Annotated in this window: 1 protein-coding gene (only partly in view); it reads left to right on the plus strand. The window is 42.8% G+C overall.

Annotated elements, in window-relative coordinates:
* Positions 1–22947, plus strand: part of the annotated coding region (locus GY843_RS05595) for an SBBP repeat-containing protein (RefSeq protein ID WP_297307368.1) (this coding region is incomplete at both ends). The annotated region extends 19383 nt beyond the left edge of the window; 22947 of its 42330 annotated nt are in view.

The following is a 22947-nucleotide window of genomic DNA, read 5'->3' on the forward strand; positions in this document are numbered from 1 at the left end:
ATTACCTTGCAAACTACAAGCGCCGGACAAGCCACTCTTACCTTAAATGGTTCGCAGAGCGTTTGTTATGTTGATGCACATGACATCTTGGGAACTGGCACAGCTGTTCTGAATTATAACGGTACGATAGATAATTGTGTTAATTGGTCAATTCCGAGCGGTAATGTATGGGTCGCATCTTCTGCCGGGGATTGGTCAACCGCGGGTAATTGGTGTACCGAGGTAGTACCTACATCAGGAGAAAACATAATATTTAACGGAAGTTCAGTTGCTGATTGTACGGCGGATACGGTAAATAATAACTTAGCTTCCTTATTATTAGATACCAGTTATACCGGTACTTTAACATTCCAGACAAATGCCGTAGCTTCGGGTATGAGTTTGACACTTACTGGAGATCTTACAGTTAACGGTGGAGATATTGCTTTGACTGGTGATACCGCAACTGACTCTATCCCGGATGGAGTAAACGACGGAACCGGATATACGATTAACGCGGCAAATATCACCATTGCTTCCGGTACAAGTATAGATGCTACTGGGCAGGGATTTGCGGCGACGCAAGGCCCGGGAGGAAGCAGTACTTGGGACGGAGGCGGAAGCTATGGTGGTATCGGAGCATATGATAGTGGTGCGGCTACGTACGGTTCTGTAGATGATCCGACAAGCTTAGGCAGCGGTGGTCGTTATAGGGCTGGTGGCGGCGCAATCGAACTTAATGCTACTAATATAACAGTAAACGGATATTTATCAGCTGATAGCGCGGGCGGTAGCAATGGTGGTGGAGGTTCCGGCGGTTCAATAAATCTTAGTTGTACTACTTTAGCTGGTTCTGGAACCATCCGCGCAATTGGGCAAGGAGGAAGCGGAGCTGCGAATCAGGGCGGTGGTGGTGGCGGCAGAATTTCTCTATTCAATGTTAATACTATTAATTTTGAGGGTGTAATATCAACCAGAGGAGGTGGGATTGGGGTTGGACGCAGAGGCTATTCCGGAACGGTTTCTTTTCCAACAGGTTTTGATCTGGAGGTTGGTGAAAGCAATAATCCTTCCTATATAAGTTTAGGCACAGACTCTACGCCTTATCCTTACTCGTTTACTTCGATCACGATTAATAGCGGCGGAACATTAGAGGTAGATGGTAATCCTCTGCTTAATAATAATGAAGGAACCTCAGCTACAATTTCCGCGGGGAGTATTACAGTTGACAGTGGCGGTATTCTTTCTGCTAATGGGCTTGGTTTTGCCGAAGAAAGAGGTCCGGGAGCAGATGATGATAATTGGGACTCCGGGGGGCATCACGGAGGATTAGGCGGCAATAATGATATAACCGATACTTATGGATCTATATCTGATCCGATAAGCTTAGGCAGTGGTGGTAAGTATGCTGGTGGTGGCGGTGCAATTATTCTTGATGTTACGAACACTTTAACAGTTGACGGGACTATTTCTGCGAACGGTTCGGCTGCTTTAGGTGCGGGAGCAGGCGGTTCAATTAATATTACTTGTTCCACATTGACTGGTGCAGGCTCAGGAGTTATCAGTGCCGCTGGTGCAAACGGCGGCGCTTCTTCCCATCAGTCTGGCGGTGGCGGAGGAAGAATAAAAATTGCTTATTCAACTAATACATTAAGTGGAACAATTAATGTGTACGGGGGTACAGGAGGTAACGATGCCAGTGCCGGAACTATTGTTTTGCAGGATACAGATACGCAAACTTACGGTGATTTAACTATAGATGATAATGATGTTGGCAATTTAAATATCCCAATTATGGTAGATAATTTCACCGGAACTCCGGCGACATTAACATTTGATTCAATTACAATTAATAATGACGCAAAGGTAAAAATACCGGGTGGATACAATTTAACATCTGTAGGAGATATTGATATTGGTACTAGCAGTGATTCCGATGATACAGCCCGGATTATTTGTGAGGCAAAAGGTCCGGTTGTACATTGGGCAATGGATGATAACTTAGCCGGAACAACGGTGGCAGAGGAGCTTGCTACTTATAATGGAACTTCAACAAATAACACAAATACAATGGTCGCCACCGGAAAAGTTGGCGGGGCATTACAGTTTGAGGATACTGCTAATGACAGAATAGATTTTCCGGCAGAGATTCCGGCAAAAGATTTATTCTCGATAGTTTTCTGGATGAAAGCACCTGTGCAGTCCACAGATTACGCAAGTGTTATTCGAAAATTAAATGCTACTCCCCGCGGCTGGAATATCCAGTTTAATAATACCTCTGGTTCATCCAGAAATATTTATATGAGACTGGATACTTCAGATGGGTCAAATCAGACGTATGGTTTTATTACTAATACATGTGATGATACTTGGCATATGTATGTTTATATTGTGGATAACGGAACAATACGATGGAGCAAAGATGGTGCAGCTTTAAGCTCAGACACATATAGCACGGGTCTTGGGCTGGAGAACGATGCCGAACCGATACTTATCTGCAGAGATCAGAATGCTGATTTTACAATGGATAATATTTTAATTTATGATTATGTACTTACACAAACTGAAATTGATCGTCTTTATAATTCCAATAGCGGAATAGATTATACTCCTGGCCCGGGAGTAAAAATTACCGCAGATAATATTAATGTCCATGGTTCTGCAGGCAGTGGAGCAAGGATTACAGCGTATGCTAGAGGATATGGTTATGATTACGGTCCGGGAGCAGGTGGAATCGGTACAAGTTATGGTGCTGGTGGTGGTTATGGTGGAGCTGGTGGAGATTCATCTGATAGTGGTACTGGTGGTACAACATATGGTTCAGCTACTAATCCAATATCCGTAGGTTCCGGTGGAGGAGACACGGACGGTGGTAGTGGTGGCGGTGCAATTTCTTTAGAAGTAACTGATACGTTAACTGTAGAAGGTTTCTTGTCCAGTGACGGGAGTGATGCGGCAGGCAGCAGTTATGCCGGTGGTGGTTCAGGCGGTAGTATTAAAGGTATTGTCGGGACATTAGCCGGAACCGGCGGTATTATTCACGCCGATGGTGGTGATGGTGATGGTTCAGCTGCAAATGGCGGCGGTGGCGGTGGAGCCGGACGTATTTATTTCTTCTATAATACAGCTAAGACCTTTAGCGGGACTTTACAATCTTTGGGAGGGAATGCCGGAGGGACTAGTGCTGATGATGGGTTAGATAATACGGTTGTGGAATGTTATAAAACAATAAGTTCTACCAAGACCGGTGACTGGAGTGATCCTACTGTATGGAGCGACGGATTTGTACCTATAGGGATACAGAATGTGACAATTAATAGCCCTCATGTTGTAACCTTTGATCAGGATGATGCTACCACAACATGTGCTAGTATTGAAATTCAAGATGGTGGAACCTTGGATTTTGACACCGCAGCTGATCGCACGCTTATCGCCAACGGCAATATCCTTGTATATGGCACCTTAACTATGCGTGCTGGTTCAAGCTATACCTCAGCAATACAACTTGAGTGCGCCAGCGATGCTCAATTTGGCGTTATTGTCTACAGTACCGGTTTTCTTGATGTTGAAGGTACTTCAAAAGAAAATCAGAATTGTCTAATCACCGCCCTTACCCAAGATGGCTCACAAGATGGCTATATCAACCTAAAAAATGGATCAGAAACAAAAATTATTAATGCCGAGATTAGCTATATGGGTACTAATAATGATCCTCAGTATGGTATTCATGCTGAGAGTGTAAGTAATGACACAAATGAAGGCTTGGTTATTATGCATTCCTTAATCCACGATATCTATGATGGTATTCGTTTGGATGTTTGTGTTGATGCACTCCTTGCCTACAATAGCGTTTATTCCAATGACTTAGATGGTATTGCCTCATATGGCGGCGGCGGCCACAAGATCATTGGCAACGCGATATATTCAAACGGTGATGAAGCAATTATGATAAATAGCAGTGATAATAATACGCTAAGGGCGAATATCTCCTACAATAATACTTCTAATGGCATTGAAATAGCCAATGGCTCAGATAATAATTATGTTTACAATAATACCTTAGATAGCAACAATAGAGGCGTTTATATCACCTCAGGTGGCAATAATAATAATATACTTAAGAACAATATTATTTCCAATAGTACTACCACCGGTATTGATGATTCTGGTGGATCAACCGTAATAGACTATAATCTTTTCTTCGGTAATACTGCAAATGGTTCAATTGGCACCAATTCCGTTAGCGGAGATCCGGATTATGTTTCCACTACACCGGGTGATGCCGACTTTATGTACCTTAATGCCGATTCACCAGCTATAGGCGCGGGCGTTGATATCTTTAAAGGCTCAACCGGCAGTGGGAATATCGGTGCTCGATTAGGATTTGTATTTATTGGAGCCACCACTACAAGCTGCAATTACCTACAGCAAGCCCACACTCAAGTAGGGCAGCCATTGACAAATAGCGTTACGATTATTACCTATGCCGTGGATGAGGCATCCAGCACGATTAGTTCGGGTATAGACACAGATGGGTTTTATGAATACTTTAATGTTGCTGATGATATTGTCGCTAATGGCAATGACTATATCGGCTATTATCTCTATATGACCTCAGGCTTAAACAAAGGACGTTATTACTTGATTGTAGATACCGTAGGTACGCCTGATACAATTTATATTTTACCTCTTAGCGGTGATAGCGATTTCTATTCTGGAGATGGATTTACGATTGTTGATAGAATCTATACAAAAGAAGGTACTGCTGGTGCTAACCTTGAGCTCAGCAAAGTCGGTACAGCAGCTTATACTATGAGATGGATTACTGTTGGTACAGTGGTTGTGGATGCAGAAGACCTAAGAAGCTACGGACTTTACTTAAATAATGCAGATTATAATACTATCGAAGGCTTTATGTTCCAGAATGCCACCAGTCAAGGTATTCGTGTTGATAATGGATCAGAATATAACAAGATAAGCGCTGTTACCTCCTATAATAATAGTAGCCGCGGTATTTATCTTACCTCAACTAGTGCTAATAATATCGTTGAAAATAGTACTTTCTACTCCAATGCTCACGGTATTCGTTTGGTAGGAAGTGACAACAATTCTATTATTGGCAATATGAGCTATTCCAACTATGATTATGGAATTCAGCTCTTAAATGGTTGTAATAATAACACCATTCTCAACAATAGCTCATTTGGAAACTACAATCTTGGCCTCGGTCTTTATATGTACAATAACAATGATTACAATACCATCAGAGGAAACGTCTTCTTGGGAAATACCCTTGATGGTGTGCGTCTTGAAGATCTTTGTGATGAAAATATTATTTCTAATAATGTTATGCTAGGCAATACCCAAGATGGAATCAGGCTTTGGGCTGCCACTACCGGTAATAATAAGGTAAGGAATAATCTATTACTCTATAATGTTGATGATGGCTTAGATGATGACTCATCGAATGAGAGTTATGACTTTAACTTCTACCAAGGTAATGGTACGGCTTACGAAGGTTCAGGCAGTATCGGTGCTAATTCAATTTCAGGCCAAGACCCCAACTTATTTGTTGAAGTTTCAACCTTAGCAGATGTCAACAATACCACTACTACGATTATCGCTCCAGGAAATAGTTGGACTGAGAATGAGTGGGTCGGAGCAATGGTTACGACTACTACTAGTGGCACAGATTACCGGGCAGTCATTACTTCCAATACTACGAATAGATTGTTTGTGGCTCCTGCCTTAGGTGCAGCCCCTACTAACATGGACCCTGTTAAGATTACCAAGTTCTACATTGACAACACCACTACAAGCACTACTCCTTTAGGCCAAGGATGCGCTGAAGATGGAACTACAGAGCCCGGTACAGTGAATATGGGTAGGCGTTTAGGTTATGTGGTTAATGATGATCAGGCAAGTGCGGATATTAAGTTTAGCTATATCCGGGCGGCTGATGATAATGCTAATCTTGATGCCGGGGATACAGTTACTATTTATGCGGTTGATGAAGATACTGGGACAATAAGTGGTGGTATTGCTGATAACGGTTCTATGATTACCTTTAATTTAACCGAAACAGATGTAATTACCGCTGATGATCAATATGAAGGTATGTATGTGTACATGACTTCTGGAACTAATAGCGGTGCACACTATTTAATTGTTGATTCTGTGGATGATACTACAGATACGATTACAATTCTGATTGATTCAACAACCGGATTTGCGGCTACGGATACGTTTACTATTGTTGACCGTGTATATGCCAGGAAGTCTCATGCTTCTGCTAATTCCAGAATATCTAAATCCGGAACATCCAGCTGGATCACCTGGGATATAAGTAATACTGTAATTGTGGATGCGGAAAGCTTAGTTGATTATAACATTTATGTGGAAACAGGATTAGACAGAACAAGGCTTAGTGATTCAATTGTGCTGGTGAATTATCAGACTTCTGAGTTTGGCAATAACACATATGATACACAGTCTGGTGGTTATTATATGTGGGGTGATGCTACTCCTCCGATTGGTACAGTAACTGTAGATACTGATCCGATATATGAAGGAGATTTGGTTCAGGGGGTTACGGTGGATTATAGTGAGCCGATGAATACCGGAATAGATCCAACGATTAATTTCTCATGCAGTAGTAATGTGACCAGTAATAGCGATGGGACCTGGTCTGATGTGGACACTTGGACAGAAAGTTTTACAGTAACGGATGAAAATGAAAACGGTGTAAGTGTAGATGTTACTTCATCCGGAGCAGAAGATGTGGCTGGGAATCCGGAAGGAACTTGTGTTGAAGATTCATTTACGCTTGATACTTTAGCTCCGACAGTTTCTGTTAGTGCCCCAGTATTGGGTGATTATGTTACTGGTTCGGATACAATTAGCTTTACCGGTTCTGCGGACAGCATGACCTTCGAAGCATCAATTGATGATACTAATTATGTGGTCGCTACTACGGGAGTGACGACTTTAAGCGCTGTTACTAATTTTGGTTCTTTAGGTGAAGGCTTAGGCAGTGAATTATTACCGAATCCGAGTTTTGATACAGATACTTCGAATTGGTCTTTGCATGACGAAGATGGAGCAGTAGCTACATTAACTCGTACTACGGTTCTGGGAGAATATGATTCTTTGCCGGCAGGAGCAAAAGTATATTGCACAACAGCGGGTAATTCATCAAATGATATTCAGTTATATACGACAAACTGGAGTGTGGAAGACGGTAAAACTTACAAGTTTACCTTTAGAGCAAAAGCAACAACAGGTTTTACGGTTGACAATATTAGATTTATGAAAGGATCGGCTTCCTGGAATGATTATTTCTCTGCATCTACTTCCATAACTCCGACTTTTACTACAGATTGGGAAACTTATACAATACATTATGTGGCTAATATAACTGCTAGTGACTGTCGTATCACATTCTATATGGGCTCAAGCTTGCCTACCGGGGCAACATTATATATTGATACCTTGAGCTTTAAAGAAGATCTTGGTGCTTTTACCTTATATATGAAGGATACTGATTTCGCGGGTAATGTGGGAACTACTTCTGAAATTGGTATTATTAAAGATACTACAGCTCCGATTGATGGATTATGTTTAAACCCAATAAATTTACAGACAGGAGTTTCTTTAACCCCGACTTTAACTGCATTAACTGCGCAGGATATTGCCAGTGGATTACACGCAACTGCTTATTCTTTTGAAATAGATAATGATCCTGCATTTAGTCCGGCATTAGAATCATCGGGTTGGCAAGCAGGTAATACATGGCAGCCGACAACCTTAACCCAAGGTATCGAGTATTTCTGGAGAGTAAAAGTAAGAGATGTTCTCGGTAATGAATCGTTCTGGGCCGGGCATACGGCTTCTCCGAAGTATGGTAGATTTACAACAACAGCTGCGCCAACTGCACCGACAGATCTTTATAGCAATGATACTGATGCGCAGGCTGGCGATGCTAATCCATATCTCTCAGCTGCCAATCCACATTTATCAGCAATTTATAATGATTCAGATGCCGGTGACTTTGTCGCGCGTTATCAGATTCAGGTAGATAATGATCAGAATTTTGGCAGCACTGAATGGGATAATACTGATGCAGCTAGTTTCCTCATGGCCATGAGGATTGGGGGATCAGCTAATGAAGTTTGGGAAGAAGACGTTGGCTATGCCATTGCTACAGATAATAACGATAATATGATTGTTGTTGGACGTGTGCAAGCTGCTGCGGATTTAAATAGCGATGGCGATGTTACAGATTCAGGTGAAGCTGCAGGCGGTGTTTATGGAGAACAAGACGCATTTGTTTCTGTGTTTAACTCAGCGGGAGTTCATCAATGGTCAAAGCGATTAGGTGGTTCAGGGGGAGATTTTGCAAAGACGGTTACTACCGATACTAATAACAATATTATTATTGCCGGATTTGTAGAAAGCGCTGCTGATTTAAATGGAGATGGAGATACGGGTGATGCAGAAGAGACAGGCGGCGGAGTTTATGGCAGTCTTGATGGCTTTGTTTCTGTATTTAATTCATCAGGAGTACACCAGTGGTCAGAAAGAATTGGTGGAGCAGGCAATGACCAGGGTATTTCTGTTGCTGCAGATACTAATAATAATATTATTGTGGGAGGATATGTTGAAGGCACTGCAGACTTAAACGGAGATGGAGATACGGGTGATGCAGAAGAAACAGGCGGCGGAGTTTATGGCAGCTATGATAACTATATTGCTGTATTTAATTCCTCCGGAACACATCAATGGTCAGAGAGATTTGGCGGGGGAGGTCTGGATTTTGGTGTGTATAGCATTGATACAGACACGAATAATGATATTATCATTACCGGTCAAATTGATAATACTGCAGATTTGAACGGAGACGCGGATACAGATGACCCAGAAGAAAGTACCGGCGGAGTTTATTCAAGTAGAGATGTATTTCTTTCTAAGTTTAATTCTTCGGGAGTACATCAATGGTCGGAGAGATTAGGTGGCAGTGGTACTGATATAGGATACGGAGTTGCGGTTGATGGAAGTGATAATATCGCGCTTCTCACAACAATGCATGAGACAGCTGACTTAAATGGGGATATGGATACATTAGATGCCGAAGAGATTACCGGCGGAATTTATGACAGCAGGGATATTGTTGTTTTGTTATTTAATTCCGCGGGTGTCCATCAATGGTCAGAACGTTTAGGGGGAGCAAATGCGGATTTTGGGCATGATATTGTTGTTGACGGTAATGACAATATTATTATTACCGGATATGTTACTGGTACAGCTGATTTAAATAGTGACGGCGATACTACAGATGCGAATGAAACAGCTGGCGGTATTTATGGAGCTTCAACCTCGGATATATTTGTCTCTGTATTTAATTCATCCGGTACTCATATTTGGGCGGAACGTTTAGGCCGGGATGATGATGAAGAAGCTTATGGAGTAGCTGTAAATAGTAAGAATAATATCATTGTTACCGGATTTGTAGAAAGCGCTGCTGATTTAAATGGAGATGCAGATACATCAGATCCAGAAGAAAGTACTGGCGGTGTTTATGCAGAAGCAGATGCTTTTATTTCGGTATTTAGTTTGATATACGCTCCGCAGGGAGCTCGTTGTGAGGATATTCAATATGCAGGCAGTGCGTTGAGCGACAGCACTACTTATTATTGGAGAATTAAATTCTGGGATGAGGGCGGAGCCGAAGGGGCTTGGAGTGCGGGTGCAGGAGCAAATTATTTTATCTGTGATCAAACTGCGCCGACGAATGTGGGATGTGATACTCCGGCAAATTCAGGATCTAACATAGCGTTAAGTCCTGCTTTAACCGCCTTAGTTGCCGCAGATGGAGGCAGTGGATTACATGCTACCCCATATTCAATAGAAATAGATACTGCTACGACTTTTGATAGCGGTAATTTACAACAGTCCGCCTGGCAGGCATCAAATATTTGGTATCCGCTTGCCTTGTCTGAAAACACCACATATTATTGGAGAGTAAAAGCAAGAGATGCTGCAGGTAATGAAGCATCTTTCTGCGGTCATACCGCAGATACTCCTGGGTACGGCACATTCACAACTACGCAGACGCCAACAGCACCGGATACTTTATATTCACATGATACAAATGCTCAGTCTGGAAACACTAACCCAGATTTATCTTCTGCCAATCCGCATTTCTCTGCGATCTATAATGATTCGGATGGCTCAGATATTGCCACAGGTTATCGTATCCAGGTAGATAATGACCAGGATTTCTCTAGCACGATTTGGGATGGAAGTGATATTGCGCAGTTCTTCTGGGCAAAGAGATTAGGCAGAGATTGGTATGATTGTGGGTATGAAATAGCGATAGATACAAATGATAATATTATTGTGACCGGAAATATTTGGGACCAGGGAGATTTTGATGGTGACGGAAGTGTTAGTGGTTCATATCCGGAAGATAATACCGGTTATGGCAGCAGCGACATATTTGTCTCTGTGTTTAATTCCGCCGGGACTTATCAGTGGGGCAAGAGATTGGGCGGTACAAGTACAGATAAAGGACACGGTGTTATAACTGATACAAATAATAATGTTATTGTTACCGGAAGAGTTTTGCGTGATGGGGACTTAGATGGTGATCAGGTTATTGACGGGACATATCCGGAAGATAATACCGGTTATGATAACTATGATGGGTTCATCTCTGTATTTAACTCTGCGGGAGTATTCCAATGGGCTACTCGTTTAGGTGGGACAGGAGATGATAGATGTAATACAGTTATAACCGATACCAATAATAATATAATTGTTACCGGGTATGTAAATGGAAATGCGGATTTGAATGGTGATCAGGATACGGGTGATGCCGGCGAAAGCGCAACCGGTTACGGTGACAAGGACTCTTTTGTGTCTTGTTTTAATTCATCCGGAACACATCAGTGGACAAAACGTTTAGGTGGTACAGCTGGAGATAATGGAAGCGGAATTTTTGCAGATAACAATAATAACGTTATAGTTACCGGATATGTTAATGGTAATGCGGACTTAGACGGCGATGGAAGTATCGGAGGATCTTATCCTGAAAGTTCTGCCAGCTATGGAGATAATGATGTATTTGTTTCAGTGTTTAATTCTTCCGGAACACATCAGTGGGCAAAACGTTTAGGCGGCGTAGATTCTGATGTAGGAGCTGATGTTACTGCGGACGCAAGTAATAATGTTATAGTTACCGGATATATTAATGGTAACGCAGACTTGAATGGAAATGAAAACTCCACAGATGGCGGGGCTGAAGATGCTACAGGTTATGCGGACAGAGATATTTTCCTGACTGCTTTCAATTCTTCCGGAGTTTATCAGTGGTCAAAAAGATACGGCGGTGTAAACAGCGACTGTGGTGTAGGCATAGTTATGGATTCTAATGATAATATTGTTATTACCGGATATGTTAATGGCGATGCTGATTTAAACGGAGACGGCGATGCAACAGACGGTGGTGCTGAAAGCGGTACAGGTTATGGAAGTTCTGATATATTTATTTCAATATACAATTCTTCCGGAGTTTATCAGTGGGCAAAACGTTTAGGCGGTACAATTGGTGATGAAGGTCTAGGGGTCAATGTTGATTCTAATGATAATATTGTATTTACCGGATATTTTGATGGGGCTTGTGATGTAAACGGTGATGGGGATGCAAGTGACGGCGGCGCAGAAAGCAGCGGCGGTATATATGGAGAAGATGATGTTTTCTTGATTGTATTTAAATCGCCTTTAACTGATATGCCCAACGTTAACCAGGGAAGTCGCTGTACAGATATTGTTTATGCCGGTGATGCTTTAGCTGATGCGATGACTTATTACTGGCGGATAAAATTCTATGACCAGGGAGAAGCTGAAGGTGCCTGGTCAGCTGGAAGCGGTACTAATTTCTTTACCACTACCATAGATTTTGCGCCAACAGCGCCGACCACTTTATATACAAATGATGATAACGCGCAGGCAGGAGACAATAACCCAACGGATATTGAAGATCCGCGGCCTCATTTCTCAAGTGTTTATAATGACCCTAATAGTGGTGATACGGCAGATGCTTACCGTATCCAGCTAGATAATGATCAGAATTTCTCGTCGCCGATTTGGGATGTGAGCGACGTTAATCAATTCCAGTGGGCAGAAAGATTAGGCGGTACACATGGTGACGGAGATTACGGGCGTAGCGTTGCCGCAAACAATATTATCTGTCTTACCGGAAGCGTTCATGATAATGCGGATTTAAGCGGAGACGGAGACACCAATGATACCGGAGAGAGCGCTGCAGGTTATGGCTCAGAAGACGCATCCGTTTCCGTGTTTAATTTATCCGGAGCGTATCAATGGTCAAAGCGGATTGGCGGAACAGATCTTGACAGAGCTCATGGAGTTGCGGTGGATTCAAGTGATAATGTAATTGCGGTCGGGTTTGTGACTGGAGTGGCTGATTTAAATTGTGACGGAGATACTTTGGATTCAGGAGAAGATGGAACTGGCTGTTATGGCCAAAGTGATATATACGTGTCTGTATTTAATTCTACCGGAGTGCCTCAATGGACTAAGCGGTTGGGATCTTCCGGATATGATTGGGGATATGCGGTTACTACGGATAGTAGTGATAATGTTGTAATTGCCGGAAGTATTGGCGGTGATCCGGATTTAAACGGTGACGGAGACAATGACGATGTTTTTGAAACTGCCGGCGGCGATGGTTGTATAACGGTGTTTAATTCTTCCGGAGTACATCAATGGGCTAAAGTAATCGGTGCTTCCGGCAGGGCTGTTGCTGTGTCCGATAACGGTAATATTATTATTGCGGGAAATGTGAGTGGTGAGTCAGATATAAATGGAGACGGAGATACCCTAGATAATGGGGAGAGTGATGCAGGGTATGACAGTGATGATATATTTATTCTTGTGTTTAATTCCACAGGTACGTATCAATGGTCCAGGCGTTTAGGAGGGGTTGAATATGATTATGGATTTGGGGTGGATACTGATAGCAATAATAATGTAATTGTTACCGGAAGAACTAGAGGCAATTCTGATTTAAACGGCGACGGAGATAATACGGATGGCGGTGCGGAAAGTGCGTCTGGATACGGCAGTGACGATGTGTTTGTATCTGTGTTTAATGTGGTCGGGACATGGAAATGGTCTAAAAGATTGGGCGGAGGAAGTTCTGATGAAGGATACGGTATTGTTGTAGACCCTAATGATAATATTATTGTTGTCGGTGAAATTAGCGGCAACTGTGATTTAAACGGAGACGGGGATAATACCGACGGCGGCGCGGAAACCGGCGGAGGTATTTACGGAGGCTGGGATATCTTTGCTTCTGCATTTACTCCTTCCGGCGAACATTTCTGGGCAGAACGCCTTGGCGGTTCAAGCAGTGATTATGGCCGGTCTGTTGCTATGGATAGTAATGATAATATTGTTATTGCCGGCGATGTCTATGGCACGGCTGACTTCAATGGAGACGGCGATACAAGTGATGCAAATGAGAGCAATGCGGGTTATGGTGATACAGATATATTTATTTCTGTATTTGATCTGGCCAGCCAGGATATGCAGGATGTTTCTCAGGGCAACCGCTGTGAAGATATTATTTATACAGGAGATTATCTGTCTGATACAACTACTTATTACTGGCGGATCAAATTCTGGGATCAGGGCGGCTTAGAAGGCACATGGAGCGCAGGCTCGGGCGCTAATTTCTTTACTACTGATTTGGCTGCGGCGCCTCCGGTAATCAGCAATGTGCTTTTAATTGATTCAACCATGGATAACGAAGCCTATGTTAAGGATACGGATACTGTTACATTGACGGCAGATGTTTATGACCTTTATTTAGGTGACGGTGACACAAGTTATATTGAAGCAAACCTGACCACGTTGGGCAAGGGCGCGGCTGTCAATCCGGATACCTATACCAATGATACCGCATATTGGACGATTACTAATGTTACCTGTACTCCGGCTAACGGCACGGTTACCGTAACTGTGGATGCCGATGACCCGTCGGCTAATCCGGCAACGCAGCAGAGCGATAATATTACCTCAGATAATACAGCTCCGACTAATGTGGCTTGCAGTACTCCGGCAAACAGTGCTACGGGTATTTCGGTGAGACCGACTTTAACGGCACTTACAGCGCAGGATACCAGCAGCGGCGTTTCGGAATATTCTTTTGAAATAGATACTGTTACCAGTTTTGACAGCGGTAACTTACAGCAGTCCGGCTGGCAGGCTGGTAGTGTATGGAGGCCGGCAATTACCTTATCCTCAGGCACGGATCATTATTGGAGAGTAAAAGTGCGTGATGTAATTAATAATGAATCTGCGTTTTGCGGACATACAATTGATAGTTCCGGGTATGGGACGTTTACTACCACCAGTGCTCCAACAGCTCCGGATAATTTATATTCCCATAATACCGACGCCCAATCAGGCGATACCAATCCATATCTAACAGTGGTTGATCCACATTTTTCAGCGATTTATAACGACCCGGATGGTTCGGATACAGCTGAAGGATACCGGATCCAGGTGGATAATGCGATTGATTTCTCCTCACCCATTTGGGACGCTAGTGATATCGGTATGTTTATCAGAGCCGAGAGACTGGGCGGAACCGATACTGATAGCGGAAGCGATATTTATCTTGCTCCGAATAATAATATTGTGGTGATCGGATCAGTTACCGGTAATGCGGATTTAAGTGGTGACGGAGATACGAATGACGAGGGTGAAGATGCAACTGGTTATGGAAGTGGGGATATATTTATATCTGTGTTTAATTCTGTTGGTGCATATCAATGGTCCAAACGCTTGGGTGGGACAGGTTCTGATTACGGCAGAAGTATAGCCGTGGACAGCAATAATAACATTAGTGTTGTTGTCGGGATTACCGGCAATGCAGATTTAAGTGGGGACGGTGACACAAACGATACTGGTGAAAGTTCAGGCGCCAGCTCTTCTGATATGGGGATATCGGTATTTAATTCTGCCGGAGTCTATCAGTGGTCAAAACGCTTGACAGCGGTAGATATGATGAGCGCTTCTGCGGTGGCTGTGGATGAAAATAATAATATTATTGTCTGCGGAGTTGTGAATGAAGCAGGGGATCTGAATGGAGATGGAGATACGGGAGATGACGGAGAATCTACAGGAGGAACTTATGGGAGTCTTGATGGGTTTATATCCGTATTTAATTCTGCCGGTGTCCATCAATGGGCCAAGCGTATCGGCGGCATAGCTATGGATTTTGCTAATGATGTTACGACAGATTCTAATAATAATGTGATTGTTACCGGGGCAGTGATGTGGACCGCGGATTTGAACGGTGATGGAGATACCGGTGATCCTGATGAATTTTCCACTATTTTTGCTTGGCAGGTATTTGTTTCTGTGTTTGATTCCTCCGGAGTCTTTCAGTGGGCAAAGAGATTCGGAGGCACAGATAGCAATCGGGGGGACGCAGTTGAGGTTGATTCCAATAATAATGTGATTGTTACCGGTTATGTTAAGCTTGATGGGGACTTGAGTGGAGATGGAGATACGAATGACGAGGGAGAAGATTCGACCGGTTATGATGGCAGTGATATATTTATATCCGTATTTAACTCCTCTGGGACATATCAGTGGTCAGAGAGATTAGGTGGTATGAATGACGATGGCGCAGCCGGAATTGCTATTGATGTCGACGATAATATTATAATTACCGGCTCGGTGGAAGGTGATGCGGATTTAAGCGGTGACGGAGATACTAATGATGCAGGCGAAGATGCAACATTCTATGGCGATAATGATATATTTATATCTGTATTTAATTCTTCCGGAACATATCGCTGGTCCAGGAGATTAGGCTCGGCAAACAGCGGAAGCGGAAACAGTATTATTGTAGATTCGGACAGTAATATTATTGTGGTCGGAGATGTGGAAGGTGACGCGGATCTATCCGGGGATGAAGATACAGATGATATGGCTGAAGATTCAACCGGCTATGGAGATCAGGATATTTTTATCTCAGTATTTGACGCCGTAGGCAATGATATTTCCGGGGTAAATCAAGGTACCCGCTGTTCAGACATTACCTATGCCGGCAATACATTACAGGACGGAACGCAGTATTACTGGAGAATTAAATTCTTTGACCAATCATTGACAGAAGGCGCATGGAGTGCGGGTGCAGGAGCAAATTTCTTTATTTGCGATCAGAGTCCGCCGACAAATGTGGGATGTTTAATCCCGGCTGATTCAGCAGATACTATTTCACTAACTCCGACTTTAACCGCATTAGTTGCGGTAGACGGAACAAGCGATTTACACGCAACTCCGTATTCACTTGAAATAGATACAGTAACAGCTTTTGATAATGGCAGTGGTGGCTTGCAGCAATCTGGCTGGCAGGCTGGTAATACCTGGATTCCGTCAGTTAGTTTGAGTGCAAATACTCCATATTACTGGAGAGTGAAAGTAAGAGATGCCGCAGGTAATGAATCAGTTTTCTGTGGACATACAGTAGATACATCCGGTTACGGTACCTTTACAACGAGCAATACACCAACGGCTCCGACAACTTTGTATTCCAATATAACAACCGCGCAGTCAGGCCAGAATAATCCATATTTATCGGTTGACGGTAGTACAACTCTTCCAGTTTTCTCGGCAATATTTAATGACGCGGATGCGAATGATTTTGCCACCCAGTATCAGATCCAGGTAGATAATGATTCAGGTTTTGGTAGTGCAGAGTGGGATAGTGGTGGAGTTTATGTAAGAATGACAAAGCTTCTGGGGTCCGGAGATAGTGAAAGAGCTTTTGCGATAGCTGCAGATACAACGGATAATGTATATATAACCGGGGATACTCAGGGAGACTTGGATGGAGAGACCAACAGTGGTGGTTATGATATATTCCTGACTAAATATAATTCATCAGGGGTAAAGCAGTGGACAGAATTATTAGGTACAGGCGATAGTGAATTCGGATATGGCGTAGTTACGGATACCGCAGGTGATATATATGTAACTGGGGATACAACTGGAGATTTAGACGGAGAGACTAATAGTGGTGGTTATGATATATTCCTAACCAAATATAATGCAGCAGGGACAATACAATGGACTAACCTTTTAGGCTCAGGGGCTAGCGATGCTGAACATGGATGTGCGGTTACTCGTGATACCAATGACGATATTTATGTGACAGGACTTACAGAAGGCGACTTAGATGGAGAGACAAACGCCGGAGGCGATGATATCTTTCTAACCAAATATAATGCAGCGGGAACAATCCAATGGACAGAACTACTCGGTACTGGAGTTGATGATACCGGCCGGGCAATAACATCTGACCCAAGCAATAATATTTATATTACTGGATATACATATGGAGATTTAGACGGAGAAACAAATAGCGGTGGTAGGGATATATTCCTAACCAAATATAATTCCGCGGGAACAATCCAATGGACAGAACTTTTAGGGACAGGGGTTGATGAATACGGTCGCTCTGTAATTTATGCTCCGGATGGATATGTATATATTGCCGGACATACAGCAGGAGATTTAGACGGTGAGACTAACGCTGGTGGCGAAGATATTTTCCTAATAAAATATGATTCAGCATCAGGAGCAAAGCAATGGACAAAACTTTTAGGTACAGGAGTTGATGATACTGCACGTGGTATAACTTGTGATGCAAATAGTAATCTTTACATTACTGGTTATACGAATGGAGATCTGGATGGAAATACAAATAGCGGCGGCAGAGATATATTCCTGACAAAATATAATTCTTCAGGCACGAAGCTTTGGACGGAATTTTTAGGGACCGGTAGTAGTGACAATGCACTTGCTGTAACTGCGGATACAGTTGACAACATTTGTATAACCGGTTATACCTCAGGGGATTTAGATGGAGAGACAAATATCGGTGGTTCTGATTTATTCTTTACTAAATATCGCGCTTCAATACTTCATCTGCAAGAGGGTACTCGTTCCGGAGATATTATTTATGATGGTTCTGCATTAAGCGACACAACCACATATTACTGGCGTATAAAATTTTGGGATAGTGTAAATACAGAAGGCGCATGGAGCGCGAGTGGCGGAGCTAATTTCTTTATCTGTGATCAGAGTGCGCCGACTGGAACAGTAACTGTAGATACTGACCCGATATATGAAGGAAATTTGGTTCAGATCGTAACAGTAACATATACTGAGCCGATGAATGACAGTATTGATCCTGTGATTAATTTCTCAGCCGGGACTGCAGTTACGCGTAGTAACGGAGGTTGGACAGTAGGTGATACGGTTTGGACCGAGACGTTTGATATCACAGATAACAACGAGGAAATAGCTACGGTTACTGTAAGTTCATCCGGAGCAGAAGATTTAGCTTCTAATCCCGAAGGTGCTTGTACAGCCGATACATTTGAAATAGATACAATTGTTCCGGTAATTAGCAATGTATTAATTACAGATACGACTATATCAAGCACTACATATGTAAAGGATACTGATGATGTCCAGATCACAGCAGATATCGCAGATGGTAATTTAGGTGATGGAGATACCGGATATATTACTGCTGATTTAACTGAATTCGGCGGCGGCGCGGCAGTTAATCCAGCAACGTATACTGGTGGTACGGCAACCTGGACATTAAGCAGTGTAACCTGTACTCCGAGTGACGGAACAATTACGGTAGATGTAGATGCTCAGGATCCGGCAGGTAATAATGCGATACAACAGAACGATACAATTACTTCGGATAATACAGCGCCGACGAAGCCCACGTTCTATGCTAATTATGCTGATAGTGATTTAGATGCCGATTACGCAGAGGGCTCTACCACTGCTACATACTCCGCCTCCCGTGGTGCGAGTAACCCGGCTACTTACTTTAACACAGTAGGTATAATGCAGAAGACTGAGACTTCTGATGTAGGCAGATTTAATTATGGTTATTATGATACAACAGGTTGGAATAAGTGGGCGGATGGTAAAGCTGGGTTAATAATAGAGGAAGCAAGTACGAATTTGATGTTGAATAGCTATGGTGCGGCAACTACAGCTGGTAAATTAGATAATTGGGGTTCTCAGATATCTGGGACGATAGTTGGAACTCCTGTTTGGACTAACTCTGATATAACTTCTGATCTGTGTAATATAGTGAATGCCAAGTCACAGAGGGTTCAATATACTGGTGTTGCAGGCGATGGTGGTACTGGTAACGATAGATTGCAACTTTGCACACAAAATACAGAGGTTGGTACTTTCACTCAAAATGATATTGCTACGGCTAGTGTTTGGGTAAGAAGTCTTAATGGTAATAGTGGTGTTACGCTGGGAATGAGGATTTGGCAGTTAAATGTTGGCGGTGGTTGGATTACAGAATCCGGCATTAATTTTACTCCAGATAGTACTTGGAGAAAATACGTATTTACATATGTTTTAGATGAGGCTAATGTTGATAGAGTAAAGTTAGAAGTTAGAGCAGTTAGTATTAGCGATGGCGATACTGTAGACTTCGAAGCTGCACTTATACAGCTGGAGAAACAACCTTTGGCGACGACGTTCATTCCTACTACGGCAACGTCTTTAACTAGAAGCGTAGAGACTTTGAAGTATGAGACCAGCGGCAACAGAAATGCTGCAACGGAGAGTTGTGTAGCGAAAGTGGCTCCTGAGTTTGATAGTAATGTAAACACTAATAAAAGAATAACTGACACTGATACAAAACGAAGATTATTTGGTTATGGGTGGGCAAATGATGTTCAAATATATTCTAATGTAGATGATTCTAATAGTAGTGGTGTAACAGATTTAGTTGAAAGTCCTTGGACAGTCGGGACTGAAATGACCTTAGGTTACGCTATTCAACATTCATTGCCTTATGTTGTAGGATATTATGATGGCGTAGCTGATGGAACTAATGAGACAGTAGATGATTTTACAGACAATGCTTGGGGAACATATTTTTGGGTAGGATGTGATAGGTATGAATTCCAGAATCTCAACGGGACAATAAAGGCAATATCATTCTGGGATACAGTTCTAGATGCTGATTCGATGAGCACGTTACATAGTCCAGGAGCAGTAAACTTTAGCGCTGTAGGTGGCAATGCAGTAGCCAATGCCTTGAACTTAACCAATACTAACTTTACAGTCAGTGCTATGGTAATAGCCGGTCAGGCCACCGGTGGCACTGCAGAATTACTAAAAGATGGCAACCCATTTACTAGTCCAATAACTGATGGCACTATCGGTGCAGCAGATACTACTGTAGACTTTGATGCCGGACTGAGCAGTAATGCCCAAGTGCAAACAGCCTTTGGCAGTACAGCTACTTTAAGTGTAAGAATAACTGATGCCGCAGGGAACTTCTCAGACAGCGTTGTAGACAACTCGATAATTAATGTTGATTATATTGCCCCGGCAACACCTGTAATTACTGCGATCTCAACAGATAATTATATTAACGATTCAGAGAAAGCAGCGATAGTAGTAGAAGGGACAGCCGAAGTAGATGCAATGATTAATATAAGTTTGACTGATGGAACGAATACAATAAGTGACAGCACAACTGCCACGGGTGGAACCTATAGTCTTACGCTTGATGGCACAGCTGCAACTCCATCCGCATTAACCGATGGAACGATAACTCCGAACGTAACTGCAACAGATGCAGCAGGCAATATAAGCGGTGCGGACACCACTCCGACAGCAATACAAGATACAGTAGCTCCGGCAGGATTAACTACACTGTCTTCTACTGCGCAGACTGCAAATTCAATTACTCTGCAGTGGACAGCGGTAACAGAAACAAACTTTGATCACTATGAGATATGGTATGACGATGCAGCGACGATTACTAGAGATGTCGCAACAGAAGATGAATGGGATGATACTAATGATGCTAACTTAGCAACAAGAACTACCACACAGACAATCATTACTCCATTGGTCGGGAATACAACCTATTATCTCAAGATTTGGGCTGTAGATATAGCAGGTAACGAAGAGACAGTTGCGGAAATAAATGTAGATACACAGAATACTCCGATTGGCTATTGGAAACTTGATGATAATACAGGAGATGTTGCAAATGATGAAACAGCCTATTTGAATCATGGAACCTTAGGTTTGCCTGGTGGTCCTGATGGAAATGATCCGGCTTGGACAGGAAGACAAGGAAGTAAGTTTGAGACATCAGCCTTGAGTTTTGATGGAGGAAGTGATTATGTTGGAATTGCAGATGATGCTTCTTTTGATTACACTGCTTTTAGTATTGAGTTTTGGATTAACCCAACAGTCCCTGCTAACACTTATCGTATTATCATGTCCAAGTGGGATTTTGCAAGCGGGGCTGATTATAGAGAATGGATTGTAGGTCTATATACTGATGGAAGATTGCAGTTTGAAGTTACTACTAGTGGACAAGATGCACAGAATGTAACAATAGTAACTGATGTTGGCGATGCCTTAACAAGCGGCCAATGGTATCATATAGCTTGTGTATTTGATCCTGAAGCGGCAAATAGACAAAAGATATATATTAATGGATTGGAAGAAGCTCAAGGCGTGGGTGCTACTTCAGTATACAATAGTGGTTCAGATATGCATATAGGTATACATTCTCCGAGCACACCTGTAGGCAGATGGTTTGAAGGCACATTGGATGAAATTGCAATCTATAATTATGGAAGAACCCTAATCCAAATCCAGGCCGATTATAACAATACGGCTCCCACTGTAGCTTCTATAACTGGCAATCAAGCTACAGATGGTACCGGCAGGGTAACTGTACAAGCGACATTCGATGATGTGGGAGATGAAAATACAATACAAGGCCAAGTTGAATATAATATAGGAAGCGGTTGGGAAACAGCGACCTTAAGTGAAGCCGGAGTGGATACATCTGCTACTTATGATGATGTGACCGTAGAAAATGATCTTAGCTATCAAGTAGGTAATCACAATACATCGACATCTATAGAATTTATTACTACAGATGGAGGAGCAAACACAGTTACCTTTATTTGGAATTCACAAACCGATGAGTCTACTGCAGAGACAACCACAGCGCAGATTAGGATCACTCCGTTTGATGGAGAGAATGCTGGAACTCCGCAGTCATCAGCTAATTTTACCGTGGATAATGTTGCACCGGCTGTCAGCGCATTATCCGTAACACCAAATAGCGGAACCTCCGGCGTAAGCGATACAGTAACTTTAAATATTACAGCAGACCAAGTAGGCTACACAGCGAGTGCAATAAGTGTAAACAGTGTAGATGTAACCGCGTCGAACTTCCAGGATTTAGGCGCTGGAAGTTATTCAGTAGATTACGTAATAAGTGAAGGCGATGCAGATGTAAGTTCCGGCGCAATAACCGCAAGTGTGGTATTAAGTGATGGTAGAAATACGAACACCGCGTTTACAACAATCGATGCAAACACACTAGTAATTGATGCTAATACTCCGGTAGTAAGCGCATTATCTGTAAATCCGAATAGCGGCACCTCAGGAGTAAGCGATACAGTAACTTTAAATATTACCGCTGATGCAGCCGGGTATGCCGCAAGTGCAATAAGTGTAAACAGCGTAGATGTAACCGCATCGAACTTCCAGGATTTAGGCGCTGGAGCATATTCAGTAGATTATGTGATTGGCGGTGGTGACCCAGCTGTGAGTTCCGGTGCAATTACTGCCAGCGTAGTATTAAGCGATGCAGCCAACAGTAATACGGCGTTTACCACTGTAGATGCAAACACACTTGTAATTGATACAAGTGCGCCGATAATTACTGCATTATCAGTTAATCCAAACAGTGGGACATCTGGTGTAAGCGATACAGTGACCTTAAATATTACAGCAGACCAAGCAGGCTACACAGCAAGCGCAATAAGTGTA

This window comes from Neptuniibacter sp. (genome assembly GCF_024231755.1).
Classification (GTDB): domain Bacteria; phylum Pseudomonadota; class Gammaproteobacteria; order Pseudomonadales; family Balneatricaceae; genus Neptuniibacter.